23 protein-coding genes and 1 pseudogene are annotated in these 25883 nt (G+C 70.0%); 10 read left to right on the top strand and 14 right to left on the bottom strand.

The genetic code is table 11. The features are described 5' to 3' along the window. The first annotated feature begins 203 nt into the window (after positions 1-203). The gene (locus U5640_RS05595; protein ID WP_340374678.1) at positions 204-1106 is read left to right on the top strand and encodes a metallophosphoesterase; all 903 of its coding nucleotides are present in this window, start codon (positions 204-206) and stop codon (positions 1104-1106) included. Further along, positions 1103-1792 carry a 4'-phosphopantetheinyl transferase superfamily protein gene (locus tag U5640_RS05590; protein WP_340374677.1) on the top strand — a complete coding sequence of 230 codons (690 nt, stop codon included), beginning with the start codon at positions 1103-1105 and terminating at the stop codon, positions 1790-1792. The genes U5640_RS05595 and U5640_RS05590 overlap by 4 nt, the downstream gene beginning before the upstream one ends. A gap of 21 nt (positions 1793-1813) precedes the next feature. Here U5640_RS05590 and U5640_RS05585 read toward each other — a convergent pair whose 3' ends face one another. Continuing rightward, a complete protein-coding gene (locus tag U5640_RS05585) occupies positions 1814-2074 on the bottom strand; it encodes a hypothetical protein (RefSeq protein ID WP_340374676.1) in 261 nt (86 codons plus the stop codon). 220 nt (positions 2075-2294) lie between these two features. Here U5640_RS05585 and U5640_RS05580 point away from each other — a divergent pair, with 220 nt between their 5' ends. Continuing rightward, complete coding sequence (locus U5640_RS05580) at positions 2295-3323, top strand: alpha/beta fold hydrolase (protein WP_340374675.1); 1029 nt, start codon at positions 2295-2297, stop codon at positions 3321-3323. A 16-nt stretch (positions 3324-3339) separates the two neighbouring features. Here U5640_RS05580 and U5640_RS05575 read toward each other — a convergent pair whose 3' ends face one another. The 5 genes from U5640_RS05575 to U5640_RS05555 form a co-directional block, all read right to left on the bottom strand. Continuing rightward, entirely contained in the window at positions 3340-3867 is a 528-nt protein-coding gene (locus U5640_RS05575; RefSeq protein ID WP_340384952.1) for a toxin-antitoxin system, toxin component, read from the bottom strand. A gap of 32 nt (positions 3868-3899) precedes the next feature. Next, positions 3900-4550, bottom strand: a complete 651-nt coding sequence (locus tag U5640_RS05570; protein ID WP_340374674.1) for a helix-turn-helix transcriptional regulator — start codon at positions 4548-4550, stop codon at positions 3900-3902. 252 nt (positions 4551-4802) lie between these two features. Further along, positions 4803-5741, bottom strand: a complete 939-nt coding sequence (locus U5640_RS05565; RefSeq protein WP_340374673.1) for a PDR/VanB family oxidoreductase — start codon at positions 5739-5741, stop codon at positions 4803-4805. Further along, positions 5738-5911, bottom strand: coding sequence for a hypothetical protein (locus tag U5640_RS05560; RefSeq protein WP_340374672.1), 174 nt, complete (start codon positions 5909-5911; stop codon positions 5738-5740). The genes U5640_RS05565 and U5640_RS05560 overlap by 4 nt, the downstream gene beginning before the upstream one ends. After that, the gene (locus U5640_RS05555; RefSeq protein WP_340374671.1) at positions 5908-6981 is read right to left on the bottom strand and encodes an aromatic ring-hydroxylating dioxygenase subunit alpha; all 1074 of its coding nucleotides are present in this window, start codon (positions 6979-6981) and stop codon (positions 5908-5910) included. The genes U5640_RS05560 and U5640_RS05555 overlap by 4 nt, the downstream gene beginning before the upstream one ends. 1192 nt (positions 6982-8173) lie before the next feature. Between U5640_RS05555 and U5640_RS05550 the strand changes: the two genes are divergently transcribed. Further along, positions 8174-8308 (top strand): ATP-binding protein, encoded by a 135-nt coding sequence (locus tag U5640_RS05550; protein WP_340374670.1) that lies wholly within the window; start codon positions 8174-8176, stop codon positions 8306-8308. A 17-nt stretch (positions 8309-8325) separates the two neighbouring features. Here U5640_RS05550 and U5640_RS05545 read toward each other — a convergent pair whose 3' ends face one another. After that, the gene (locus tag U5640_RS05545; RefSeq protein ID WP_340374669.1) at positions 8326-9591 is read right to left on the bottom strand and encodes a helix-turn-helix domain-containing protein; all 1266 of its coding nucleotides are present in this window, start codon (positions 9589-9591) and stop codon (positions 8326-8328) included. A 158-nt stretch (positions 9592-9749) separates the two neighbouring features. Between U5640_RS05545 and U5640_RS05540 the strand changes: the two genes are divergently transcribed. From U5640_RS05540 to U5640_RS05530, 3 genes are read left to right on the top strand one after another with little or no spacing between them, the layout of a single operon-like run. Beyond that, positions 9750-11270: an AMP-binding protein gene (locus tag U5640_RS05540; protein WP_340374668.1), complete on the top strand. Its 1521-nt coding sequence runs from the start codon at positions 9750-9752 to the stop codon at positions 11268-11270. Positions 11271-11277: 7 nt separating this feature from the next. After that, positions 11278-13095, top strand: a complete 1818-nt coding sequence (locus U5640_RS05535; RefSeq protein ID WP_340374667.1) for a DUF3556 domain-containing protein — start codon at positions 11278-11280, stop codon at positions 13093-13095. Then, positions 13092-14525, top strand: coding sequence for an NAD(P)/FAD-dependent oxidoreductase (locus U5640_RS05530; protein ID WP_340374666.1), 1434 nt, complete (start codon positions 13092-13094; stop codon positions 14523-14525). Before U5640_RS05535 ends, U5640_RS05530 begins: the two co-directional genes overlap by 4 nt. Before the next feature lie 284 nt (positions 14526-14809). On the opposite strand, the gene U5640_RS05525 is transcribed toward U5640_RS05530, so the two are convergent. Beyond that, positions 14810-15694: a transposase gene (locus U5640_RS05525; protein WP_340374665.1), complete on the bottom strand. Its 885-nt coding sequence runs from the start codon at positions 15692-15694 to the stop codon at positions 14810-14812. A gap of 388 nt (positions 15695-16082) precedes the next feature. On the opposite strand from U5640_RS05525, the gene U5640_RS05520 reads away from it, so the two are divergent. Next, positions 16083-16235, top strand: a complete 153-nt coding sequence (locus U5640_RS05520; RefSeq protein ID WP_340374664.1) for a hypothetical protein — start codon at positions 16083-16085, stop codon at positions 16233-16235. 59 nt (positions 16236-16294) lie between these two features. Here the strand turns inward: U5640_RS05520 and U5640_RS05515 are convergent, their stop codons facing one another. Next, complete coding sequence (locus U5640_RS05515; RefSeq protein WP_340374663.1) at positions 16295-18115, bottom strand: alpha-L-fucosidase; 1821 nt, start codon at positions 18113-18115, stop codon at positions 16295-16297. A 277-nt stretch (positions 18116-18392) separates the two neighbouring features. Between U5640_RS05515 and U5640_RS05510 the strand changes: the two genes are divergently transcribed. After that, positions 18393-18629, top strand: coding sequence for a hypothetical protein (locus U5640_RS05510; protein ID WP_340374662.1), 237 nt, complete (start codon positions 18393-18395; stop codon positions 18627-18629). Between the two features lie 207 nt (positions 18630-18836). Here the strand turns inward: U5640_RS05510 and U5640_RS05505 are convergent. From U5640_RS05505 to U5640_RS05485, 5 genes and pseudogenes are all read right to left on the bottom strand, one after another. Continuing rightward, positions 18837-19472, bottom strand: a pseudogene (locus U5640_RS05505) (cellulose binding domain-containing protein); the annotation flags it as partial. 84 nt (positions 19473-19556) lie between these two features. Further along, on the bottom strand, positions 19557-20258 hold the full coding sequence (locus tag U5640_RS05500; protein ID WP_340374661.1) for an FCD domain-containing protein: 702 nt from the start codon (positions 20256-20258) through the stop codon (positions 19557-19559). An 85-nt stretch (positions 20259-20343) separates the two neighbouring features. Then, positions 20344-21387, bottom strand: a complete 1044-nt coding sequence (locus tag U5640_RS05495) for an ABC transporter permease (protein ID WP_340374660.1) — start codon at positions 21385-21387, stop codon at positions 20344-20346. A 2-nt stretch (positions 21388-21389) separates the two neighbouring features. Beyond that, a complete protein-coding gene (locus U5640_RS05490) occupies positions 21390-22994 on the bottom strand; it encodes a sugar ABC transporter ATP-binding protein (protein WP_340374659.1) in 1605 nt (534 codons plus the stop codon). Positions 22995-23124: 130 nt separating this feature from the next. Continuing rightward, on the bottom strand, positions 23125-24174 hold the full coding sequence (locus tag U5640_RS05485) for a sugar ABC transporter substrate-binding protein (RefSeq protein ID WP_340374658.1): 1050 nt from the start codon (positions 24172-24174) through the stop codon (positions 23125-23127). Between the two features lie 857 nt (positions 24175-25031). Between U5640_RS05485 and U5640_RS05480 the strand changes: the two genes are divergently transcribed. Further along, complete coding sequence (locus tag U5640_RS05480) at positions 25032-25883, top strand: fumarylacetoacetate hydrolase family protein (protein ID WP_340374657.1); 852 nt, start codon at positions 25032-25034, stop codon at positions 25881-25883.

The raw sequence follows: 25883 nt of genomic DNA, 5'->3' as shown, positions 1-25883 counted from the left end.
TACGGCTTCCCAGCCGTGCCGCGTGCAACGCGCGTGTTACGGATTTTCTGATCTTGTTCACTCATGTCATCCTGTCCGGTAAGGAAGTGACCAATCGGTAACCGTGGGGTGCACCTGCGTGACACGAAAGGTGCGGCCTTGTTCCGTGCCCGGGAATGTGCTGTCGTGGTGACCTTCGTGGGTGGTGGACGGGAGGACACGAGGTGACGTCGAGGGCCGGTGGTGCCGGGCAGCTGCTGGCCATCAGCGATCTGCACATCGGCTATCCCGAGAACCGCGCGCTGGTCGAGCGGATGGTGCCGGAGTCGGACGAGGACTGGCTGCTGGTCGCCGGGGACGTCTCGGAGAACGTGGCCGACATCCGCTGGGCGCTGAAGACCCTCGCCGGCCGCTTCCGCAAGGTCGTCTGGGTGCCCGGCAACCACGAGCTGTGGACCCACCCCTCCGACCCCGTCACCCTGCGCGGCGTCGCCCGCTACGAGCATCTCGTGGGCCTGTGCCGGGACTTGGGCGTCCTCACCCCCGAGGATCCCTACCCCGTGTGGGAGGGCCCGGGCGGCCCCGTGGTGGTGGCGCCGCTGTTCCTGTTGTACGACTACTCCCTCCTGCCGGCCGGCTGCGCGACCAAGGCGGAGGGACTCGCGTACGCGGAGGGGACCGGCATCGTCTGCAACGACGAGTACCTGCTGCACCCCGATCCCTATCCGAGCCGCGAGGCCTGGTGCCGGGCCCGGGTCGCCGAGACCGAACGCAGACTCGCCGAACTGCCGGCCGATCTCCCAGTCGTCCCCGTCAACCACTACCCGCTGCACCACCACCCGATGGACGTGCTCTGGCACCCGGAGTTCGCCATGTGGTGCGGCACCCGGCTGACCGCCGACTGGCACCGCCGCTTCCGGGTGGCGACCATGGTCTTCGGCCATCTCCACATCCCGCGCACCACCTGGCACGAGGGCGTCCGCTTCGAGGAGGTCTCGGTGGGCTACCCGCGCGAGTGGCGGCAGCGCGTCCAGCCGCCCGGCCGGCTGCGCCGCATCCTGCCCGCACCCGCCGAGGACACGATCCTGACACGGCGCCAGACGCCCGCGGAGAGCGAGGACCGGTGATCGAGGAACTGCTTCCGGAGTCCGTGGTGGCCGTCGAGGCCTTCGGGGAGGAGGGCGTACGGGAGTTCGGGGACGCGCCGCTGTACCCCGAGGAGGAGGCGCTGGTGGCGCGCGCGGTCCCCAAGCGGCGCCGCGAGTTCACCGTCGTACGCTCCTGTGCCCGGCGCGCGATGGAGAAGCTCGGGGTGCCTCCGCAGCCGGTGCTGCCCGGCGAGCGCGGCGCGCCGCAGTGGCCGGACGGCCTCACCGGCAGCATGACCCACTGCGCGGGCTACTGCGCCGCCGCCCTGGTCCGGGCCGCAGACCTGGCCTCCCTCGGGCTGGACGCCGAGCCCCACGAGGCGCTCCCGGAGGGGGTGCTGAAGGCCGTCGCCCTGCCCGCCGAACAGGAGCGGCTCGCACGGCTGGACGCCCTGCGGCCCGAGGTGCACTGGGACCGGCTGCTGTTCAGCGCCAAGGAATCCGTCTACAAGGCGTGGTTCCCCCTCACCCGTAAGTGGCTGGACTTCAGCGAGGCCGACATCGACGTCTCGGCCGGGACGGACGGGGAGGGGCGCGGGACCTTCCGCGCCCGGCTGCTGGTGCCCGGACCGGTGCTCGGCGGTCACCGGGTCGGGCACTTCGACGGCTCCTGGACCGTCCGCAGGGGGCTGGTGGCCACGGCGGTCGTCGTCCACCACCGCTGAGGAGCCCGGACCGCGGCCCCGTCAGGGGGCCGGGCACCAGCTTCGCAGCAGCCGGAAGAACTCCTCCTCGTTGCCCATGAGTCCCGCTTCCGCCAGCGCCCGCTCCGCCTCCGCCAGCACGGCGGGCGGGACCACCGGGGGCTGCCGGACGGGCGGCGGGCCGAAGGCGCCGCCCCGCTCGCCGCCGAAGTCCTCGCCGAAGGCGGCCCGGACGGTGTGCAGCAGCCGCAGATAGGCCTGGACGGCGGTGCGCTCGCGGTCGGTCAGTACGGCAGTGGGCATCGGTCGGCTCTCCCCGTGTCGGCGTCGTCTCCTTGCCGCCGGGGCGGCACGGACGCCGCCCTGCGACGGCGCACCCCCCAGCTTGCCGCCCACCACTGACAATCCGGTCGCGCCGCCCGCCGGTTCGCCCGCTTAGCGGAGGTGAAACCTGTGCGAAAACCCCCCGGCCCAAACGCTCCCTACGCTGGGAGGAAGCGGTGCCGAACAGGGAGGAGGACGGGTGTTCGACGTCTTGGCGCGGCGCCCGGCGCGCGCCGCCGGACCGCGCCCCGCGGGCGAGGGGGAGCCGGCCCTGGAGTACCGGGTCGTGCACGGTCACCGGCGGGCCTTCCGCCGGGCCGGACAGGGCCCCGCGCTGGTCCTCGTCCATGGCATCGGCGACTCCTCGGCGACCTGGGCCGAGCTGATCCCCGCTCTGGCCCGCACCCACACCGTCGTCGCCCCCGACCTCCTCGGCCACGGCGCCTCCGACAAGCCGCGCGCCGACTACTCGGTCGCCGCGTACGCCAACGGACTGCGCGACCTGCTGACCACGCTCGGCATCGAGTCGGCGACCCTGGTGGGCCACTCGCTCGGCGGGGGAGTGGCGATGCAGTTCGCCTACCAGTTCCCCGAGCGCACGGAACGGCTCGTCCTCGTCAGCGCCGGCGGAGTGGGCCGTGAGGTCACCCCCGCGCTGCGGCTGGTCTCCCTGCCCGGCGCCCCTCTCGCGCTGTCCGCGCTGCGGTTGCCCGGCATGCGGCTGCACGTCGGGCTGGCGGCGCGGCTGTTGCAGCTGCTCGACACCGATCTCGGGCAGGACGCGCCCGACTTGCTCCATCTGGTCGACGCGCTGCCGGACACCACCTCGCGTGACGCCTTCGTCCGCACGCTGCGGGCCGTCGTCGACTGGCGCGGGCAGGTGGTGACCATGCTCGACCGCTGCTATCTGACCGCCGGGATGCCGACCCTGCTGCTGTGGGGCGACCGGGACAGCGTGGTGCCGGTCCGGCACGCGCACCGCGCCCACGAGGCGATGCCGGGCAGCCGGCTGGAGATCTTCGAGGGCGCCGGACACTTCCCGTTCCACACCGACCCGGCCCGGTTCCTCGCCCTGGTCGAGGAGTTCACCCGCACCACCGCCCCGGCCGACTGGAGCCGCGACCACTGGCGGCGGCTCCTGCGCGAGGGCCGCCCCCGGCCCCGCCCGGATGTGCCGGACGCGGCCGTGCGCGAACTCCGTGAGGCGAGCCGTCGCAGCGCGACCTGAGGGGCGCGCGCGGAGGTCAGCTCTTCGGTCCCAGGTAGCCGAGTGAGGTCTCGATGCGGCCCGCCAGGTCGTCCCGGCCGCGGCCGCGCGGTGACGAACCGGCCAGCCAGGCACGGCACTTGCTGGCGAGGAGCAGGCCGAAGTTCTCGGCGTCCTTCTCGTCGGAGAGGTCGAAGCGGGTGCGTGCGGCGACCCGGCGGACCGTGGCCTGCAGGTCGGCCCCGTCGGTGAGTAAACGCGCCGCGACCGAGGCGCCCTCGACGTGGTGGCCGCAGTGGCCGGCGTTCATGTGCCACAGTTCGTGCCCGAGGATCACCAACTGGTGGTCGGGCGCGGTGCGTTCCTCGATGACGACGAGGTCCTGGTCGGCCATGTCGACCCACAGCCCGCTCGCCGTGTCGGTCGGGAAGGCCGCCATGCGGAAGTGGACGGGCCGGCCGCGGCGTCTGCTCATCCCGTCGCACAGCGCGCTGTACAGGTCGGCCGGCGCGGCGGGCGCCGGCAGGGTCAGTTCGGAGACGAGTCCGCCGCACAGACGGCGCATTTCCCTGGCGATGCCCACTGTTCTCCCCCGGATCACGACTCGGGCCGCTTCACGCTCTCCAGGAGCATGTCCAGCCACTCCGCGACCTTGTCCCGGTGCTGGTCGGTGGGCAGCTGGGCCGCCCGCCAGGCGATCCCGCGCACGCCGTGGTCCTGGAGCAGCCGCTCCAACGGGTCCTCGGCGGCCGCGGCCGCCTCCCGCGCGGCGAGTTTCTGCAGCAGCTCCTGCTCGGTGTGCTGCAGGGCGCCCGCGAGGGCCTCGGGGTCCTCGGCGGTCAGGAAGCCTGCGTGCACCCGGAAGAACCGCTGGATGGCGTCGCAGTGTTCCATCGTGGGACGGCGGTCGCCGTTGATCAGGGCGCCCGCCTGCTGCCGTGACATGCCGGCGCCGTCGGCGATCTCCTGCTGGGTGTACTTGCGGCCGTTGGGCTTGAGCCGGGTGCGGCGCAGCAGGTCCAGGCGCTGCAGGAAGCGGGCCTGGACATCGGGCTCGCCCGCCGGGCGGCCGCTCAGCAGCGCCTTGACGACGGACTCGGGGACACCGGAGGCCACGGACAGCCGCCCGGTGTCGAAGACCTCCGTGTGCGGCACACCGAGCCGGTCGGCGGTCACGGCGACACGGGCGACGACGGCCGACAGCAGTACCGTCGCCGTGGCGCCCGGAACCTCGAAGCCATCCGACACCGACAGGTCTCCTACGTCTCTCACGTCGCTCACACCGGCACAGGCCCACCGCACAGGCGATCGCCGTGAACTGCGTGGAGAGTAGCCGGTCTTTCGAACTCACATCCAGCTCTCGCCACAACTGTGGCCAATTTCAGCCGTCCATGAGCAGGTGATGCCACGATAGTGGACACGGCGTGAGCGGGGGACGAGACGGGGGACACCTGACAGAGGGGCACCCGCTCGATGACGGACGGCCTGGGAACGGGCCTCTCACAGGTCCAGGACCAGCCTCTTGCCGGCGCACCGCGACACGCAGATCATCATCGTCTCGCCGGCCTCCCGCTCCTCGGCCGAGAGCACCGAGTCCCGGTGGTCCGGCGTACCCTCCAGCACGTCCGTCTCACACGTGCCGCAGGTGCCCTCGGCGCAGGAGTACAGCACCTCGACACCGGCGGCGCGCACGGTGTCGAGGACGGACACGCCGGGCGCGACGGTGAGCGTACGGCCGCTCCGCGCCAGCTCCACCTCGAACCCGGTGTCCTCGCCCGCCTGTTGCTCCTTGGGCTGGAACCGTTCGAGATGCAGCGCCCCGGCCGGGCAGCGTGCCTCCACCGCGTCCAGCAGCGGCCCCGGACCGCAGCAGTACACCAGCGTCCCCTCGGGCAGCCCGTCCAGCACCGACCCGAGGTCGAGCAGCCCGGTCTCGTCCTGCGGGGCGACGGTCACCCGGTCGCCGTAGCGCGCCAACTCCCCGGTGAACGCCATCGAGTCACGACTGCGGCCGCCGTACAGCAGGGTCCACTCGGCGCCGGCCGCCTCGGCCGCCGCCACCATCGGCAGGACCGGGGTGATGCCGATGCCGCCCGCGATGAAACGGTAGCGGGGGGCCGGACGCAGGGCGAAATGGTTGCGCGGGCCGCGCACCCGCACCTTGTCGCCCTGCCCCAACTGCTCGTGCACATGGGCGGAACCGCCCCGTCCGGCCGGCTCCCGCAGGACCGCCACCCGCCACGACATGACGTCCGCCGGGTCGCCGCACAGCGAGTACTGGCGCTCCAGACCCGGGCCGAGGACCAGGTCGACGTGGGCGCCGGGCTCCCAGGCCGGGAGCGCCGCGCCGAGCGGGTGGCGCAGGGTGAGGGCGAGCACCCCGTCGGCGGCCGACTCCCGCCGCTCGACGACGAGTTCGGCCTCGTACACGTCGGTCATGATGCGTTTCCTCGCGGCTCGTGTCCTTCGGGGTGGCCGAGCATCCACTCCCACATCCCGACCGGGTCCTGGGCGGAGTGCTCGGCGCCGCAGTGGCAGGTGCCGTGCAGCACATCGGTGCCCGGCAGCCAGTCGATGCGGTAGATCTCGCCGGTGGGGCCGGTGCTCACAGGGCCCTCTCCACCGGCTTGTCGCCCTCCTCGACCAGCCGGGCGAGGATCCGGCGGGCCGCCAGACCGCCGGTGTCGATGTTGATGCTCAGCTCCTGGTAGCCCGCGCGCTCCGAACTCAGCGTCCGCTGCAGGAGGTTGAGCGCGTCGACGTCCTGCATGACCACGGTGTGGTTGTTGGTCCGCAGGAACTCGGTGACCTCGTCGTCGTCCGTCGCCCAGTCCCGGGAGACCATCCAGAAGTCGTACACCTTGCCGTCGGCGGACGGTGTGATGGCGTACGTGATCTCGGTGTGGAAGCCGCCCGGGTCGGTGCCGTCGGCCTCCGGCAGCACGCCCACCGGCGCGATCCGGCTGTGCAGCAGGTACAGGCAGGGGGCGTGGTACTCGATGTCCTGCCAGCGGGTGATCCGGCCCTCGATGCCGGTGGAACGGGCGTAGAACGGGGGGCACTCGGCGTCGGCCATGTGCCGGCTGACCCGGACGATGCCCGCGCCTTCGTCGACCTCGGTGGTGATCGGCGTCTCGGCGACCTCGGGGGTGCCGATGTAGCCGCCGTGCAGATACGTCTCGTGCGAGAGGTCGAGCAGGTTGTCGACGAGGAGGCCGTAATCGGCGTCGATGGGCTCCATGCCGCGCACGGTGGTCCAGCCGGGGGAGTCGAGGTGCCGGGCGCGCGGGATCGTCAGCGGGTCGGCCAGCGCCGGGTCGCCGATCCACACCCACACCAGCGCGTCCTGCTCGACGACCGGGTACGACGCGACCCGGGCGGTGCGCGGGACGCGCTTCTGGCCCGGCACGTACACGCAGGTGCCGCTCGTGTCGTACGTGAAGCCGTGGTAGCCGCACACCACCCGGTCGCCGTCGAGGCGGCTCGGCTTCTCGTGGAGCGGGAAGCGGCGGTGCACACAGCGGTCGGCCAGCGCGACCGGGGTCCCCTCCGCCTCCGTCCGGTAGAACACGAGGGGCTCACCGAGGATGGTCCGGCCGAGCAGCTCCTCGCGCCCGACCTCGTGGCTGTAGGCGGCGACGTACCACTGGTTCCTGGCAAAAGCGGTGATGTGCGGCATGGCAGTACCCGTCCCTGTCGGCGGGGCGTCCTCGCCCCGCGTGCCGTGGTTGGGATTAGGGTCGTGAGGCTTGCATCGGCTCGGCAAGACGGCTTCCGTCAGGCGGAAGAACTTCTGTAACGAGGCTGGTCAGAGCCTTGTGCTGTCAACCTCTGGTCGCCAGGGTGGAGTGCCGCGTGGTGCGGCCATCCGGTTCGCGCTCGGGGGAGCCGGAGGCGGCGACGGCGAGTGCGGCTACTCACAGCGTGGCGTTAATCGCCCAATAATGTCCACTTGATTTCCATTGTGATGCTCCTCTGTCGGTGGACGCTCGGTATACCGGCAAGAATCGGCATCACTGCAGGTCAATTACTGTTCGTTTGGGAGTCTGGGGCCCTCGGGTCGAATCCGGGTCGACGGATGGGGGTGGCGCGGCGAGCGGTCTGGCCGATGAGCCGCTGAAGAGGCACTGAGTGGCGGTGGTCGGCTATCAGGGGTGGGGGCTGACCAGCAGATTCTTCGCTGCTGGTTGCGATCGCCCTTCGTGATCATGTCCTGCGGAAATATCTTCAGGCGGGACGGCTGATGCGAGACGCCGCGGGATTGACGGTTCCTGGCCGAAACCGACCTGCCGAGCGTTTCAGGGGCCGTCCAGGAGCCGCACGGTGGTCGGGCCACGTGGCAGAGGCCCCGCTGCCTCGCGCGGCAGCCAGCGCTCTCGCAACATCCGGTACACCACCGGAACCGCCATTTCTCGGCGCCGACATCAGTACAGCCTCGGTCGGCTCGCCGTCACCAACGCCGAACTGGAGATGGTGTCCCGCCAAGTGGTGTAGGGATCCGGACCATTTCGCTCCGGCGACCGCCTCTGCGGCAAGCACCGTCGAGGACCCTCGGGTGGTGTCAATGCTGTTCCCTGCCGCCGGAGCGGCCTCTGCCCGGACGTCGGTCCTGTCAGTGCTCGCGACCTGCGGAGTCGTGAACTCCACATCACTACACCACTTCGCGGGACGCGACCGCCGCTGCCCGCCCTCGCCGCTCGCAGACCGTCCCGGTCGGGTGTCCTGCCACTCGTAGGCCATACGCGATCCGCTACGGCCTGCCCCCGATCCAGCTGCGGCTGATCCTTCCACAGACGCTCGACGGGCCGTCCGGAAGCACAGCTACCAGCCTCATCTGCGAGGTCTCCGACGCCAGCAGCACCGCCCCCCACTTGCGCCGTGCCCGATTCTTCGACGAAGGCGGCCGTGGACTGCTGCTCGTCGCCCAGCTCACCCAGCGCTGGGGGACCCGGCACAGTTCGTACGGCAAGACCATCTGGGCGGAACAGGAGCTGTCCACAAGCTGACTCAGGCCGTGGGGGCGTCAGGCCAGCGCCCACTCCCCGAGCCAGTGCGCGGCCAGGAGTGCGGCGCGGACGTTGAAGTCGTCTTCGAGGCTCCGGGCTCCTCCCGGCAGCAGTTCCGTCGCCTGTTGCACCCGGTACTGGATCGAGTTGCGGTGCAGGTTCATCGCCTCTGCCGTGGCAGCGTGGCTGCGGTGATGGGTGAGGAACGCCCGGAGCGTCTCGCGCAGCATGGCATTGCGCGTGCTGATTTCCGCCAGGTCTCCCAGCGCCGTGGCCGTGAAGTCCCGGACGGCCTCCACGTCACCGGCCATGAGGGCAACCGGTGCGATGTCGTCGTAGCGCACCCACTGTGGCTCTACGGGACGGCGGGCCGTGGCTCCCTTCAGCTCGGACTGGCCGAGGCGCATGACAGTGATCTCCTTGACCCGGGCGGCCTGGCGCGCCGAGGCGCGAAAGCCGGCCAGATCGGTGCCCGGCCGTCCGATGGCCACGTGGAGAGGCGTCTCCGCCGGAGGTGCCAGGGCACCGAGTGTGACGTCGGCTCCCTCGGGCAGTGCGAGCCACAGCCGTGCCTCACGCTCGTCGGTGGGGACGACCAGAAAGGCGCGGGCGCGGAGTACGGAGACCAGGTGTGCACGGGCTTCCTCGACGGCGGGGACCAGGTCGAACGACGTCATTCTTCCGGCCGGCCACAGCACGCAGGCAAGGTGGACCGCGTCCAGGGGGTAGCGCAGTGCCCGTTCGGCCGCGCCGCGGTCGGCTGGGCCGCCGCCGAGCAGTTCGTTGACCCACTGCTGACGGACCCCGCTTCGGCTGGCCACCCACCGGTCGCGTTCGAGCTCATAGGCGCGGCCCACCTGTTCGGTGACCTGGTCGATGAACTCCGCCGACCGCTGGACCACCGCGACGAGCGCGGGGACTCGCTGTTCGGCGGGGAGGTCGTCCAGGACAGTGAAGGCGAGGTCCAGGACCTGGGAGTGGCCCATGCGGTAGGCCCGCAGCAGTGCGGAGAGGGAGACGTCGCGCTGGGCCAGGATGCGCGCGTAGGCCAGTGCCGCGGTCGGGGCCTCCACATACGCGACGTCGATGCCCTGGCGCAGGAAGTTCAGTCCGGCTACGACGTTCTCGGTGATGCTGGCCTCGAGCAGGGACCGCGCGGCGGCGTCGTGCTGGAGCACGCTGATCTGGTCACGCGTCATCTGCATGATGCCTGCGATGAGGCTGTCACGCGCTTCCCACAGGCGGTCCGCGACCCGGGCGACCAGCACTTGTTCTGCGGCCATACCTCACATGCTAGGACGCGGCCCCGGCAGCGTGTTCATGCCCGGAGCACGAAAAGTCGCACGTGTCTCGTGGCGCGGACCCGTGGCTGTCGTCACACCGGAGGGTCTACCTTCGCCTGAGCTTCGCTGATCAAATCACCCTCAAGGGACAAATGCCCATGAATCTGAGCCGTCTGCCTGCCGTGCGCCGCGCACAAGACCCGGATGCCCCGGCCGTCGGCGACGACGCCAACGGCCGCCTTTCCAACGCCGCCTTCGACGACCTGATCGACGACTACGCCCGTCACTTCGCCGGCCGGGGTGTGGGCCGGGGCGATGTCGTCGCCGTCAAGCTGCCCAACCGGGCCGAGCTCGTGGTCGCGATGTTCGCCGCCTGGCGCGTGGGAGCGGCGCTCACCCCGGTCAACCCGGCGCTGACGGCCGTGGAGACGGGCTACCAGCTCAAGGACTCGCGGGCGAAGCTCGTCATCGTCGAGGCGACGGCACCCCACGGCGAGCTGCCCGACTCCGCCGCCGTGCTCACCCTCGACGAACTCGCCGGGCGGGCTCCTGATGCCGACCTGCCGAGTACTCCCGCGGACCTGGACGCCGGCCTGGACGACCTCGCCCTGGTCGTCTACACCAGCGGCACGACAGGGCGTCCCAAGGGCGTCGAGCTCACGCACGGCAACATCGACGCGATGACGGCGGCCATGGTCGAGTCGATGAAGCTGACCGCCGACGACCACAGTCTGCTGATCCTGCCCCTGTTCCATGTCAACGGCATTATCGTCAGCGTCCTGTCGCCGCTGCGCGCCGGGGGCCGGGCCACCATCGTCGGGCGGTTCAGCGCCAGAAACTTCTTCGCGGCGGTGGAGGCGGCCCGCCCCACGTACTTCTCCGCGGTCCCGGCGATCTACGCGATGCTGGCGAACCTGCCGCCCGAGGTGCGGCCCGACACGTCCTCGCTGCGGGTCGTCATCTGTGGCGCCGCGCCGATGCCTCCGCAGCTCATCAAGGCGGTCGAACAGCGCTACGGGGTGAAACTCGTCGAGGGCTACGGCCTGTCCGAGGCGAGCTGCGCTTCGACGGCCAACCCGGTCGACGGCGTGCGCAAGCCCGGCACGGTCGGACTCCCATTGCCCGGCCAGAGCGTGGCGATCATGGGCAGGGACGGCCGGCTGGTCACCGACGGCGGTGTCGGCGAAGTCGTCATCTCCGGCTCCACGGTCATGCGCGGTTACCTGGGACGGCCCGAGGAGACCGCGAAGACCATCCGGGACGGCTGGCTGCACACCGGGGACATCGGCCGACTCGACGAGGACGGCTACCTGGTCCTCGTCGACCGGGTGAAGGACATGATCATCCGGGGTGGGGAGAACATCTACCCCAAGGAGATCGAGACCGTCCTGCACGACCACCCCGGAGTGTTGGAGGCCGCCGTGGTGGGGCGTCCGGACGAGGTGATGGGCGAGATCCCGGTCGCCTTCGTCTCGGTCCGTGAGGGCGCCGGACCCTCCGTTGCCGAGGTCGGGGAGTTCCTCGCCGCCCGGCTGGCCCCCTGCAAGATCCCGGACGAGATCGTCATCGTCCCCGAGGTGCCCAAGAACCCCGTGGGCAAGATCGACAAGCCGGCTCTGCGCCGCCGCCTTTCGGAGCGCCAGCTGAGCCGCGCAGCGGCCCTTCGACACAACATGTGAGGTTCTCGTGGGATTCACCGAACCCGACCTGCCGAGCGTGGACGCCGGCCTCTTCCGCACCATGCCGCGCGGCGAGCGGCTGAAGGTGCTCACCCGGCACTGGGTCGAGCACGGCTTCGGCGTCCCGTCCGCGGTTTACCTGTTCTATGTGGCCAAGTGCCTGCTGTACGCGGCCGGTGCCGCGTACGTCATCTCACTCACGCCCGGCATCGGATCTCTCGCCGACCTCTCCTCCTGGTGGTCCGACCCGATCTTCTACCAGAAGCTCGTGGTCTTCACCCTCCTGTGGGAGGTGATCGGCCTGGGCTGCGGGTCCGGCCCGCTCACCGCACGCTTCAACCCCCCGATCGGCTCGATCCTGTACTGGCTCCGGCCGAACACCATCCGGCTCCCACCGTGGCCGGACAAGGTGCCGCTGACGCGCGGCGACCGTCGTACCGGAGCCGATGTCCTGCTGTACGCCGCCGTGCTCGTCTCGGGTGTATGGCTGCTCAGCCGGCCCGGTGACGGCAGCGCCGTCGAGGGCTTCGGCCATGTCGGTCTGCTCGACCCGCTGGCGGCGGTCCCGCTCATCGCCTGCCTGGCGGTGCTGGGACTGCGCGACAAGACCGTCTTCCTCGCGGCCCGCGGCGAGCAGTACTGGCTGTCGCTGCTGATCTTCTTCTTCCCCTACAGCGACATGTTCATCGGGTTCAAGCTCGTGATGCTGGCGATCTGGTGGGGCGCGGCGACCTCCAAGCTCAACCACCACTTCCCCTACGTGGTGGCGACGATGATGAGCAACTCGCCCGTTCTGCGCTCGCGCCGCGCCAAGCGGCTCCTGTACCGCGACCCGCCGCACGACCTGCGTCCCTCGCGCGTGCCGTTCCTGCTCGCCCATGCCGGTACGGCGACCGAGTACCTTGTTCCCCTCTACCTGGTCTTCTTCGCCGACGGCGGCCTCGGGAGCTGGGTGGCCCTGATCTACATGGCGGTCTTCCACCTCAACATCCTGTCCACCGTGCCGATGGGAGTGCCGCTGGAGTGGAACATCCTCTTCATCTTCTCGCTGTTCTACCTTTTCGGCGCCCACACCGACGTCACCGTGTGGCAGCTGGACTCCCCGTGGCTGCTCGCCGTCCTCCTGCCGAGCCTGCTGTTCGTGCCCCTGCTCGGCAACATGCGACCCGACCTGGTGTCGTTCCTGCCGGCCATGCGCTACTACGCCGGCAACTGGGCGACCAGCACCTGGATCTTCACCGGCGACGCTCTCGACCGCCTGGAGGCAGGACTCACCACGGCCTGCCGGCTTCCCAGCCGCCAGCTGGAGCGCCTCTACGACGCCGACACCGCTCTGATCATGGGGCAGAAGACGCCGGCCTGGAGGTCCATGCATTCCCACGGCCGCGCCCACAACGGACTCGTCGACCGCGTCACCGACGGCCAGGCCGACACGGTCGCCGTGGACGGGGAGCTCATCGCCGGCTTCGCGATCGGCTGGAACTTCGGCGAAGGCCACTTCCACGGTGCCCAGTTGCTCCGCGCCGTGCAGGCCCGGTGCGGTTTTGCACCCGGTGAGGTGAGGCTGATCGCCCTGGAGGGCCAGCCCCTCCACCGGCAGACCCAGGCCTACGAGGTCCACGACGCCGCCCTCGGCCTGCTCGAGAAGGGGCAGGTGAAGGTGCGCGACATGCTGGACCGCCAGCCCTGGCCCACCGACGGCCCGCGCTACCCCGTCCACGACGTGGAGTCCTTCGGCCCGCTCTGTCCGACGCCCAGTGCTCTGCCGCCCGCGGTGACGGGGAAGTCCGGCACCGGCGACCTGTCCGCGGACCCGGCGTCATGACGACGGCCGTCGTCGTCGGCGGCGGGCCCAACGGGCTCGCCGCCGCGGCCCTGCTCGCCAAGGCCGGAGTGAAGGTCACCGTCCTGGAAGCCGCGGCGGAAGCCGGGGGCGGCACCCGCAGCCACGAGGCGCTGTTGCCCGGGCTGGTGCACGACCACTGCTCGGCCATCCATCCCATGGCGGTCACCTCACCGGCTCTGCGGTCGCTGGACCTCGAACGTCACGGGCTGCGGTGGCGGCTGCCGGAGATCGACTGCGTGCACCCCCTGGATGACGGATCGGCAGGGGTGCTCCTGCGCTCCGTGGCCGAGACAGCACGCCTGCTCGGCGCCGACCACGACCGCTACCTCGCCCTCCTTCAACCGTCGGTGCGCCGCTGGGATGCGCTCGCCGCTGACGTGATGGGGCCCCTGCTGAAAGTCCCGGCACACCCGCTGCTGCTCGCACGGTTCGGTCTGCCGACGCTCCTGCCGGCCACCGTCCTGGCCCGTGTCTTCCGAACCCCCCAGGCCCGCGCCCTGTGGGCCGGAGTCGCGGCACACGCCTACCGCCCGCTGTCCCTCCCGCTCAGCTCGGCGGTGGGCCTGGGGATCCTCACCGCCGGCCACGCCGCCGGGTGGGCCGTCGCCGAGGGAGGCTCGCGCAGTATCGCCCTCAGCATGGAGAAGGTGCTGCGCGAACACGGCGGCAAGGTCGAGACCGGCGTACGCGTCACGCACGTCACCCAGATCCCGCCCGCCGACGTGACCCTCCTCGATCTCGACCCCGGCCAGGTGGCGCGCATCTACGGCGACCGTCTCCCGGCCCGCGTGCGCGCCACTTACGGGCGGTATCGCCGTGGCCCCGCCGCGTTCAAGATCGACCTGGCCGTGGCGGGCGGTGTGCCCTGGAGGAACATCCACGCGCGCAGCGCCGGGACCGTGCACCTCGGCGGTCCTCTGGAGGAGGTCGCGCAGTCGGAGAGGGATGTGGCGGCTGGGAGGATGCCGGAGCGCCCGTTCGTTCTCGTGGGTCAGCAGTATCTGGCCGATCCGTCGCGGTCGGTCGGCGATGTACACCCGGTCTGGGCCTACGCCCACGTTCCCCATGGCTATGACGGCGACGCCACCGAGGCGATCCTGAGCCAGCTGGAGAGATTCGCCCCCGGCACCCGCGAGCGCGTCGTCGGCCTGCACGCCACAGGGCCCGCCGACTTCGCGGCCGCCAACCCCAATTTCGCGGGCGGCGACATCCTCACCGGCGCGGAGACCATCCCTCGGCTCGTGCTCGGCGCCCGCCTCGCACGCGACCCGTACGCCACCGGCCTGCCCGGAGTGTTCCTGTGCTCGGCCGCCACCCCGCCGGGCCCCGGAGCGCACGGCATGTGCGGTGCCGGGGCCGCACGCTCCGCACTGAGGCACCTCGGCGTCCGGCAGGCCGACCTTTGCTGATCCGGGTCGGTCCCAGGCGTTACGGGCGGGAGGCCCGTCAGGCGAGGTCGGGCAGTGGTCGCTGCCCGACCTCGCCGTCGTCGTCCGGTGGGATGCCGAACATGCCCCACGCCGGCAGCCGGCCGTGGTGGGACCGCCATCGGCATCGGGACGGGCGAACCCGAACCCCGGCAGAGGCAGCAGACCTCCTGGAGTGTCGAGGACATGGCCAAGGAGGGCGGAGGATCCGCCCACGAGGTGCGGACATGGATCGCCGCCCACGCCTCCCTCGCGGCCACCGGCCCCTACGAGATGACCTCCCGCTCGCAACTTCGTCTCTCACCGAATGAGAGTGCCGTCGCGCCTCCTGCCGGCCCGCGCGCATCCTTCCGGGAACCCGACGACAGGAGGCGACGACGTGGACGTGACTCTGGAGATCTCCGCCAAGGAGATCGTGGCCGAAGGCGTGGCCGCGCTGACGCTCGTCCACCCGGCGGGTGCCCGGCTGCCCGACTGGACTCCCGGCTCCCACATCGAACTCGTGCTGCCCGAGGGGACGGTCCGGCACTACTCGCTGTGCGGGAACCGGTGGGACCCGTACAGCTACCGCATCGCGGTCCTGCGTGAGCCGCACGGCCGCGGTGGATCAGGCGCTCCCACGCCTGGTCGGGGGCTTGCGCGAACACCGCGTCGATGCGTGGTCCGGCCAGCGAGAACTGGGACTTCGGGACGGCGAGGACGTAGCCGACGCCGGATATTTCCAGCATCCGGCGGAAGCGGTTGTCCTGTCCGTGGGCGGCGTCTGCGGTCACCCAGGCGACCGGCAGCGGCGAGGACAGTGCCCTGCGGCCCATCGTCGCCGCGAGGGTGTTCTTGGTGGCGAACACCCGCTCGTCGGAGACCTTCGCCGCGCTGCAGAGGCCACGGTCGTCGGTCCGGGACTTGGGCAGGTACAGCACCCGGTCCACCAGAGCGCGGCCGGCGGAGGTGGTGTGCCCTTCTTCAGGAACCCGGTGTCGTCCACGATCAGTACCCCGTCGGGACGGCCGAGCCGTTCGGCGACGAAGACCTGCAGGTCGTCGCGGATCCCGTCGGGAGTCCCAGCGGGCGCGACCGAGCAGGTGCTGCAGCCCGTTGGGCGTTGAGTGGCCAGCGCTTTCGGCCAGTTGCCAGCTGATTCTGCGGGCCATCGGCGCGAGCGGTCCGCGCACTTCGAGGGGCGGGCAGGCAGAAACCGCCCGTGACAACTGCCCGCCCGCTACACTCCCACCGCTCGACGTTCCCCCAGGGCAAGCCACGAAGTACTGCTTGACGATGTCGCTTCCACTCCGGCAATAGGACGTCCGTCGGACGGAAACTCCCTGGTCAGCCGCTTGCTGCCTGCCACGTGGTGGTCAGTTCGCTTCACCGCTCCGGTCGAGACCGGGAGAGGTGCAGGCTGTGCATCAGCGGCGGAAAGCCTCCCCCGACCGCGACCTTCCGCAGGAACCTCAGACCTGCCCAGACCTGCGACGGCGTGCGCTTGGCCCGGCACAGCCGCGGGAGCGTCAGCCCCGCCGGCCGCGTCCCCGAAGAGCCTTGCGTACCGCCTGGCCGTGGATGTGGGCGGGCAGACCCGCCCCATGGCTCCTGGCCCCGCAGCGGCTGGGCGAGCTGTTCTTCGAGATCGACCTGTCCGGTCGCGGCTGCGACACGGCTTCTCAGCCGGGGGTCGCCGCGTGCGCGCACTGACGGAGCCGGTCGCGGCCGACTCGCGGCCCCGACCGGCTCCGTCATCCGTTCACCGGTGCTCAGCCGACTTTGGTCGCGGTCCACCACTGGGTGGGGCCGGTGCCCTTGGTCCACTGGATGACCGGGTTGCCTTCAAGGGTGGTGTTGGCGTTGTCCAGCGCCTTGCCGCTGGCCCGGTTGACGAGCTGGTACCCGCCGTTGCCGAGCGAGGTGATGGCCCACTGCTGCTGCCACTGCCAGCTGCTGTTGTCGGTCCGCTGCACCACAATTGACTGGTCGGAGGTGCTGTTGTTGTTGTCGAGCGCCTTGCTGCTGCGGACGGAGACCAGCTTGTAGTAGCCGTGGCTCAGGTCGGTGACCGTCCACTGCTGCGTGGGGCCGCCATTGGGCGTCCACTGGACGCACTGGTTGCCCTCGGTGGTGGCGTTGGCGTTGTCGAGGGCCTTGCCGCTCTGGGCGCAGACGAACGTGTAGACGCCGCCCGCGAGGACGGCCGGCATGCCGGTGACCTCCACGCATACCACGGAGTCGTTCGCGTTGGGCGCGGTGGTGGGCAACTGGACATTGATCTGGCCGCCGCTGACCCAGTAGTTCAGCGAGACGGAGGGGTTGTTCATCAGATAGACGCGATTGATCGTGTTGTACACCGCAGGTATCTGCAGGGTGCCGTTCGTGGGCCAGGTGAAGACGTGGGCGAACAGCTTGCCGCTCTTCTTGGTGATCTTGCCCCAGGACGGCTCGGTGGCGAAGGGGCTGCCGCTGGTGCCGTGGACGCTGTCGGAGTAGATCGCCATCCAGGAGGCCAGGTCGTTGAGGATGTTCACCGAGCCCTGTGTGACGTGGCCGTCGTTCGCGGTGCCATCGGCGTTGAAGCCGCCGTCGGGGCCGATGTTCAGCAGGTAGTTGCCGTCCCGGGAGACGCAGGTGACCATCTCCTGGATGAAGTACTGGGACGACTTGTAGAGGGTTTCCTTGTCCTTGTTGTAGCCCCATGCGTTGTTCATGGTGGCGCAGTACTCCCACTGCCGGTCCATCGGCGCGCTGGGGAAGCCGAACTCCGCGACCGCGTAGTCGCCCAGGCCGCAGTCACGCTTGACGCGTTCGTTGACGATGACGTTCGGCCAGGTCTGGGTCAGCCAGTTGTACAGGCTCTGGCCGTCGGTCTGGGTCCACCAGTCGGTGAGGGTGGGCGTGGAGGGGTTGCCGCACCAGTCGCCGTCGAACCACAGCAGGGCCGGGTTGTAGGCGTTCATCAGCTCTGTCAGCTGCGCCTTCATGTCGTTGATGTAGTTGGTGCGGGCGGTCATCGACGACATGGTGGAGAAGTGGCTGTCGATGGTCTGCGAGGGGTGGTTCCAGTCGATGATCGAGTAGTAGAGGCAGAACTTGATGCCCCGGGCGTCGCACGCGGCCTTCAGCTCGCCCAGCAGGTCGCGCTGGAAGCCGATGTAGTCGTGCAGGTTGTACAGCTTGGTGCCGGTGGTGTCGGTGAAGCCGGGGACGTTGGAGTCCCACATGCCGAAGCCCTCGTGGTGCTTGGCGGTGATCACGATGTACTTCATGCCAGCGTTCTTGGCCAGATCGGCGATCTGGGTGGCGTTGAAGCTGACCGGGTTGAATCCCTTGGTGACCTGCGTCTGCCAGGCTGACTTGCTCCAGCCACCGCTGAACGCCCACTCGCCTTTCCCGAGGTGGGAGTAGGACCCGAAGTGGATGAACATTCCGAAGCGGGCCTGGTACCACCAGTCCAGCTTTGAGTTGACGGTATAGGCCTCGGCGGTGGTGGGCCACAGGGCCTGCGGCAGACCGAATGCCATGGTGCCGCCGGCGAGCGCGGCGGCCTTGATCAGCGAGCGTCGGCTGAGGGGTGCGGAAGACATGGTGCGGCTCCTGAAGCGAGGGAGGCTGGCTGCTCGGTGCGCACAGCACCGACAGCGGTCTGCAGCGGCTCGTGCCCAGCCGAGCTCGAAGTGACCTCGTTGGACATCGGATGTATTAACAGGCACCGCAACCCTGCTTGTCCAGAGTTCCTCCCGGTTCAATCGATTTAAGCGCCCATATGAAGGACCAACATGACTGGATCCCCGCCATACATCGGATCTATGGCGGGTTCTGTTGCTGATTCTTGCGGCGTGGTGTCGCTGAGGCTGACGATGTGTGATCGTCGCGCAGCGCCGGCGCCGGGCCTGGCAGGACGCCGGCCCCCAGGGACTGCGCTCTGCCGGGCCCGTGTCACGGCCCAGGCTGAGCGAGGCCCTGTTCACCGTGCTCGAGCGGGAGCTCGCCAAGGGGCCGGTCGCGCACGGCTGGCCGGACCGGACGTGGACGCTGGCCCGGATCAAGACGCTGACCGGGCGCCGGTTCCACAAGAGTCCTCCGTTCACCTGCGGTTGACGCCTCGCGGGCGTGCAATGGCACGGAGCCGTCCGCCGACGCCGCTTCACGATGGCGATCTTCGAGCTCCAGGAGTGGCTCGCCGGAGCCGTCCGCGGGGTGGCCGATGACCGCGCCGCTGGCCTGGCCGCGGAAGCCTTGGGTCGCGTGGCGCCGGCCGACGGAGTCGGCCAGGAGCGGGCGGGCCCCGGTGTGGGAGGGCGCAGATCAAGCGGTGGTGCAGGCGGTGCCGTTGAGGCTGGAACCGGAGGGCTCGGCGAAGGTGCCGCCGTAGGTGCCCTGGAAGCCGAAGGACGCCGGGCCGCCGGCGGTGATCTGCTCGTCGTGGCTGACGCTGCTCGCCGTGACGGCTCCCGAGGAGGGGAGACGTTTGCGTTCCAGGCGCTGGTGATCTGCTGCCCGGTGGGCAGGGTGAACGCGAGTTTCCAGCCGTTCATCGGGGAGGAGCCGGTGTCGGTGACGGTGAGGTCGGCGGTGAAGCCGCCCGGCCAGGCGCTCGTGGTGTACGCCACCCTGCAGGCCGCGGAGCCGCCGGGGCCGCCCGGGGCACCCGAGGAGCCTTTGTCGACGGCGGAGGAGAACGAGGTCAGGGCGAGGCCCGTGCCGTTCTGCCAGGGTTCGACGCCCGCCTGAACACTGGTCAGGTACCAGTTTTTCTCGGCGGTCCACGGGAGACTGCCTGCCGGGCGAAGTCCATGACGTCGAAGTTCCAGTTGCTGTTCGCCGACGGTGCGACGAACGACAGCACGTCGTTGGGCCCAGGTTTCCGGACCACACCTGCCACTCGCGCGCGGCCCGGGTGGCGGGGCCGACCGGCGCACCCACGGGTTGGACGGACCCGACCCCGCCGCCGGACCCTCCGCGCGCACAGCCGGCCGCCGGCCGGTCGGTGTGTGGGAGGGGGAGCGAGTGGTGGGGAAACTGAGTTCAGCCGTCGATTCCTTGCAGGGGGTTGTCGATCAGGCTGGCGGCCAGCCAACGCTCCACGGCCGTGATGTGGACGGCCGCCGCGGCGGAGGCGAGCAGGGCGTCGCGTGACTGAAGTGCGCTGAGGATCTGCTTGTGGTCGTCGTGGGCATTGTTGAGCGCATGGCTGGTCTGGCTGCCGCGGACGATGCGGACTCGCTGGGTGCGGGTCGAGAGGACTTGCAGCAGCATCGACAGCACGGGGTTGCCGACGGCTTCGACGATCCTGAGGTGGAAGGCGATGTCGTGGGCGACGAATTCCTCCACGGTGGCGACCGCCTGGGACTGCTCGAGGATGTTGCTCAGTTCCTGGAGGTCCTGCTGGTTGAGGAGCGTGGCGGCCAGCCCGGTCGCCTGTGGTTCGAGCAGTCGTCGCACCTGGAGCAACTGTAGAGCCGTGGCGCCCTGGGAGACGTCGGCGGCGAAGGAGAGGGTCTCCAGCAGGAGATGGGGCTCCAGACTGGAGACGTACGTGCCGTCGCCCTGACGGGTGATCAGGATCCGCATGGCGGTCAGCGCCCGCACAGCCTCACGCAGGGAATTGCGGGACAGGCCGAGTTGTGCGGCCAGGATCTCCTCTTTGGGCAGCCGGGAGCCGGGGGCGAGTTCGCCGGCGACGATCATCGCCTTGATCTTGTCGATTGCGTCGTCCGTCAGTGCCACGAGCGTGTCTCTCCGTGCTGGGGGGGTGAGGGGGCAGCGGCTCTGCCGGGCTTCGGCTCGGGGCCGGCAGAACCGCGTGACCTGGCTATTCCTGCTTCTCGCCGGAGGCGAACCGGGAGATGATCAGGGCGACGATGATGATGGCGCCGTTGAGGAACTGGTTCCACAGTGGAGGTACGCCTGCCAGCGTCATGACGTTCACGACCAGTTGAAGGGTGAGGACGCCGGTGAGGGCGCCGAACACGGAACCCTTGCCGCCGTTGAGGCTGACCCCTCCGATGACGGTCGCGGCGAAGACCTGGAAGATCCAGCCGCTGCCCTGGGTGGCGGAGATCGAGCCGTAGTGGCCGCTGTAGAGGATGCCGGCGAACGCGGCGAGGACGCTGCCGAGGATGAGGACGGTCCACACGATGCGGTCGACGCGGATGCCGGCGGTGCGGGCCGCCTCCGCGTTGCCGCCGATCGCGTACAGCGCCCGGCCGTGACGGAGCCAGGCCAGCGTGCTGCCACCGATTGCGAAGAGCAGCGCGCACACCCAGATGGCGGCGGGCACGCCCAGCCAGGACGCCTTGCCCAGGTAGGTGAAGGAGGAGGGCAGTTCGACAATCGACTGGCCTTCCGACAGGGCGACTTGCAGGCCGCGGAGCATGGTCAGGGCGCCGAGGGTCACGATGAAGCCGTTGAGGCGCAGCTTGAGGATGAGGAAGCCGTTGACGGCACCGATCACCGCGCCGACCAGCAGACAGAGGGGGATGGCCATCCACTCGGGGAAGAGACCGAGCCCGTTGAACCGGCTGCCGCTGGTCGGCAGGACGAGCCACACGGCGATGACGGGAGCCACGCCGATGGTGGACTCCAGCGACAGGTCCATCCGTCCGGCGATCAGGATGAAGGTCGTGGCGAGCACCAGCAGGCTCAGTTCGGTGGACTGCTGGGCCACACCTATGAGGTTGTCGGCGGTGAGGAAGGCCGGGGAGACGATGAACCCGATCAGTCCGAGGACGAGGATCGCGGGGACCAAGGACAGTTCACGGAAGCGCCCGAGGTCGACCCGGCGGCGACCGGTGCCGTCGGCGGCCTGCTCGGCCTTGCTCACTGCGGGCTCGGTGAGATCTGTGGTGGCGGACATGACTACCTTCCGTGCTCGTCTGCGCCGGTCGAGGCGGATGCGGGGGACGCGGTGGCGGGGGCCGGGTCGCTGCTGACGCCCTCGATTGCGGCGACGAGGACTTCGTCCTTCCAGCCGCGGTGGAACTCGGCGACGACGCGCCCGTGGAACATGACGACAACCCGGTCACAGGCCTTCAGGTCGTCCAGTTCGTCGGAGACGATCAGCGCGGCCCTGCCGCCGTCCGCGACCTGCCGGATGCGACCCAGGAGGAATTCCTTGGACTTGACGTCCACTCCGTTGGTGGGGCGGATGGCCACCAGTACCCGGGGATCGGTGGCCAGGGCACGAGCGACGACGACCTTCTGCTGGTTTCCGCCCGAGAGGGCGGAGACCGGGGTGGCGGCTCCCGGGGTCTTGATGTCGAGGTCCCGGATCATGCGTGCCGCGAAGGCCCTGGTGCGAGCCGGCAGCACGGTGCCGAACGGACCGAGCTGGTCGGTGACGGTGAGCGTCGCGTTCTCCGCCACGCTGCGGTTGTTCACCAGCCCCTGGAGGTGGCGGTCCTCGGGGACCAGACCGACTCCGGCCGTGAGCGCGGACGGCACACTGCCGGTGCGCACGCGCGTGTCGTCGACCGTTATTCTGCCGTCCTTGGCGCGGTGCAGGCCTGCGATCGCCTCACCCACCTGCACATTGCCGCTGGCGGTGGCGCCGGCGAGCCCGACGACCTCTCCGGAGTGGACCGAGAGGGAGACGTCCTCGCAGACGCCGGGCAGTGTCAGACCGTCGATCGACAGCAGCTGCGGGGCGTCCGCCCGCACGACGGGAGACCGGCCGGCGGTGGTGGTGACCGTGGCGGCCGACTCGCCGGTCATGGCCTCCACCAGGGCCTGGTGGCCGAGCTCGGCGACGGGCGAGGTGAGGATGTGGGCCGCGTCGCGGTAGACGGTGACCGTGGTGCAGAGGTCGTACACCTCCTGCAGGTGGTGGGAGATGAACAGGAAGGCGACGCCCTGACGCTGGAGGTCGTGGAGCTTGTCGAAGAGCCTGTCGATGCCGCGGGCGTCGAGTTTGGCGGTCGGTTCGTCGAGGATGATGAAGCGCGCGCCGAAGGACAGGGCGCGGGCGATCTCGACGAACTGCCGCTGTTCGACGGTGAGGTCCCTGGCCCTGGCGGCGGGGTCGACGGCCACGCCGTACTCGCCGAGCAGGTCCTCGGCACGTCGGCGCATGTGCTTCCAGCGGATGGGCTGCAGCGCGCCGGCGCTCTGCCGGTTCAGGAAGAGGTTCTCGGCGACGGTCAGCTCACCGATGATGGTGGAGCGCTGGTAGACACAGGCGACGCGGGAGCGCCAGGCGTCGATGTCGCCGACGGCGGGGGCGGGCTCGCCGGAGAAGCGCAGGGTTCCGGTGTCGGGCTGCTGGATGCCGGTGAGGATGGACACGAGTGTCGACTTGCCGGCGCCGTTGCGGCCGACCAGGGCGTGCGACTCGCCCGGGGCGACGGCGATGCGGGCGTCGCGCAGCGCGACGGTCGCGCCGAATCGTTTGCTGATGCCGGTCGCCTCGGCCACCGGGGCCGGGGTGCCGGGGCCGGTCGCCGGGGCGGTCGCGGACTCCGCCATGGTGGATACCGTCCTTCGTGTACGGGCTGGGGCTGGGGCTGTGGCGTGCGGTGGTGCACCCGGCCGGCGGGTCGGGCGTCGGAGGACGAGGCTGTGCGCCCCCCCGACGTGGCGGGCGGGCGCTGGTTCGTCAGCTGATGTTGTTGCCCCACAGGGACTTGTCGTCGACGTTGTCCTTGGTCACCAGCGGCGCGGGCAGCTGGTCCTCCAGGCCGTTGGGCAGCTTGATGATGGTGGAGTCGTGGTCGGTCGCCCCGGGCTTGAAGGTCTTGCCCTCGGCCGCGGCCTTGGCGTAGTACAGCGCGTACTTGGCGTAGAGGTCGGCGGGCTGGGAGATGGTGGCGTCGATCCGGCCCTTGCGGATGGCGTCGAACTCCTGCGGGATGCCGTCGTTGGAGACGATCGTGATGTGGCCCTTCTGGCCTGCCGGCTTGAGCAGCTTCTTCTGCTCGAGCAGCGCCAGGGTCGGCTGCAGGAAGACACCGCCGGCCTGCATGTAGATGCCGTTCAGATCCGGGTTCTGGGCGAGCAGTGACTGCAGCTTGGCGGAGGCCACGTCGCCCTTCCAGTCGGTGGGCAGTTCGAAGACCTTGATCTGCGGGAACTTCGTCTTCATGCACTCCGCGAACGCCTCGGAGCGGTCGCGTCCGTTGATCGAGTCCAGGGCGCCCTGGAACTCGGCGACCTTGCCCTTGCCGCCGAGTTGCTTGCCGAGGAACTCACAGGCCTTGGTGCCGTACGCCCTGTTGTCGGCACGCACGACCATGTAGACGTCGCCCTTGTCAGGCCGGGTGTCGACGCTGATCACGGGGATCTTCTTCGACGCGAGGGTGTCGAGGGTGGAGGCGATGGCGCCGGTGTCCTGGGGGGCCATGACCACGGCCTTGGCACCGGTGTTCTGGAACACCTGCACGTTGGCGACCAGCTTGGTGACGTCGTTCTGCGAGTTGCTGAGCGGCAGCGCGTTGATGCCGTCGGTCTTGATGTCCTTCTTCACGTACTCGGCGTAGGAGTTCCAGAAGTCGGAGTCGGAGCGCGGCAGGTCGATCCCGATGGCCGAGTTGTCGCCGCCCGAGGATGCTGAGGCGGTGCTCTCACGGTTGCACGCGGTGGCGAGGGACAGGACCGCGAGGACTGCGGTGGCGACTGCCGCGGTGGAGCGGGTGTGAGCGAGGTTCATGGCCGTGTTCTCTCCTAAGCGAGGGCAGTAGGGCCGCAGGGTGACGGTGGGGAGGGCGCCTGCCTGCGAGGGACGGGCGAGGTCCCGGGCCCCGGCAGTTTCCGATCCGGCGCGAAGAACGCGCGGATCATGTCCTGAGGGTGGGTGTGAGGGGCAGCCGGCGACCGAGGCTACGGAGGCTGAGGGACCGCACGGATGTGAGCCGAATGGAGTGCAGTGGAGGGTGCACCATTCCTCCGATGTATCTCGGACGTCGAGGACGTTACGACGACGTTGCCGACATTGACAAGGGTTCGCCGCCGGGGATTTGTGGGACCTCGTGCCGCGGGGCGCCGAGGTGACCACCCGACCACGCGACTCCGTGTTGCCACCCGTCATGACCTGCGGACTTTCGACGGTCGCGTGCGGCGGGCGAGGTGCTTCGGCAGCTCACGATTCGACAACGGAGCTGCCTTGACCGCGCAGGGGCGGGGCGGAAGGCGGGTACCGGGTGGGCTGATTCAGCCTCGGGCGGCCGGGCGGGATGCCTGTCGGTGTCGCTCCCGTGAGCGGAGGTGACCGCCTGGCTCACCCCGGATTCATCGGAGGATGGGCTCGCGGGTCGATCTCGTGGCGATACATGACCACGGTGAAGCCGGTGTTGCGGGTGCTTGTCTGACAGCGTTGAGGAAATACATCCGAGGAATCCATTGCCAGGCCCCATCTCCGCATCTAAGGTCGCTGTGCCGCCATACATCCGATGACTGTCGATGTGGATGAGCGTAGCCCCACCGCAGGTCCTGTCAGGAGCACCCCAGGCGGCACAGACCTACGGCTGGACATCACCCAGTCGATCCCGCATGGCAAGGGAGCCTCCAGTGAAACTGCTACGAGTCGGCGCCCCCGGCGAGGAGCGACCCGCAGTCCGCACCGACGACGGCCGGCTGCTGGACCTGTCCTCCGTGACTCGGGACATCGACGGCGACTTCCTCGTCTCCGGCGGAGTGGACCGGGCCCGCGCGGCCGTCGTGGCGGGCGGACTGCCCGAGCTCGACACCGTCGGCCTGCGGATCGGCGCCCCCCTCGCGCGCCCGGGCAAGGTCGTCTGCGTCGGTCTGAACTACCGCGACCACGCCGCGGAGACCGGCGCCGCGATCCCGTCCCGTCCGGTGGTGTTCATGAAGGACCCAGGCACGGTCGTCGGCCCGTACGACGAGGTTCTGATCCCCCGGGGCTCCGGCAAGACCGACTGGGAGGTCGAGCTGGCGGTCGTCATCGGACGGCGGGCCCGCTACCTGGACGGCCCCGAGACCGCGCGGTCCGTGATCGCGGGCTATGCGGTCAGTCATGACGTCTCGGAGCGCGAGTTCCAGCTGGAGTACTCCTCGCAGTGGGACCTGGGCAAGTCCTGTGAGACCTTCAACCCGCTCGGCCCGTGGCTGGTCACCGCCGACGAGGCCGGTGACCCGCAGAACCTCAGCCTGCACCTGAGCGTCAACGGGGTGAAGCGGCAGGACGGCCACACCGGCGACATGATTTTCCCCGTCGACCACATCGTGGCGTACCTGAGCCAGTACATGGTCCTGGAGCCCGGTGACGTGATCAACACCGGTACTCCCGCGGGCGTGGCCCTGGGTCTCCCCGGCACTCCCTTCCTGCGCCCCGGCGACACCGTCGAGCTCTCCGTCGACGGCCTCGGCAGCCAGCGCCAGACCTTCGCCCAAGCGTGA

Origin of the sequence: Streptomyces sp. SS7, assembly GCF_037993025.1 — a bacterium.
Lineage (GTDB): Bacteria > Actinomycetota > Actinomycetes > Streptomycetales > Streptomycetaceae > Streptomyces.
Note: the sequence above shows the minus strand (reverse complement) of the source record. Positions and strands in the feature narration are given on the sequence as shown.

Bases quoted from the DNA above. Each gene is read 5' to 3' on its own strand.
- U5640_RS05555 (WP_340374671.1), bottom strand. From the start codon at position 6,981: ATGCCGCACATCACCGCTTTTGCCAGGAACCAGTGGTACGTCGCCGCC.
- U5640_RS05575 (WP_340384952.1), bottom strand. From the start codon at position 3,867: ATGCGCCGTCTGTGCGGCGGACTCGTCTCCGAACTGACCCTGCCGGCG.
- U5640_RS05530 (WP_340374666.1), top strand. From the start codon at position 13,092: ATGACGACGGCCGTCGTCGTCGGCGGCGGGCCCAACGGGCTCGCCGCC.
- U5640_RS05565 (WP_340374673.1), bottom strand. From the start codon at position 5,741: ATGACCGACGTGTACGAGGCCGAACTCGTCGTCGAGCGGCGGGAGTCG.
- U5640_RS05540 (WP_340374668.1), top strand. From the start codon at position 9,750: ATGAATCTGAGCCGTCTGCCTGCCGTGCGCCGCGCACAAGACCCGGAT.
- U5640_RS05485 (WP_340374658.1), bottom strand. From the start codon at position 24,174: ATGAACCTCGCTCACACCCGCTCCACCGCGGCAGTCGCCACCGCAGTC.
- U5640_RS05585 (WP_340374676.1), bottom strand. From the start codon at position 2,074: ATGCCCACTGCCGTACTGACCGACCGCGAGCGCACCGCCGTCCAGGCC.
- U5640_RS05545 (WP_340374669.1), bottom strand. From the start codon at position 9,591: ATGGCCGCAGAACAAGTGCTGGTCGCCCGGGTCGCGGACCGCCTGTGG.
- U5640_RS05490 (WP_340374659.1), bottom strand. From the start codon at position 22,994: ATGGCGGAGTCCGCGACCGCCCCGGCGACCGGCCCCGGCACCCCGGCC.
- U5640_RS05495 (WP_340374660.1), bottom strand. From the start codon at position 21,387: ATGTCCGCCACCACAGATCTCACCGAGCCCGCAGTGAGCAAGGCCGAG.
- U5640_RS05525 (WP_340374665.1), bottom strand. From the start codon at position 15,694: ATGGCCCGCAGAATCAGCTGGCAACTGGCCGAAAGCGCTGGCCACTCA.
- U5640_RS05515 (WP_340374663.1), bottom strand. From the start codon at position 18,115: ATGTCTTCCGCACCCCTCAGCCGACGCTCGCTGATCAAGGCCGCCGCG.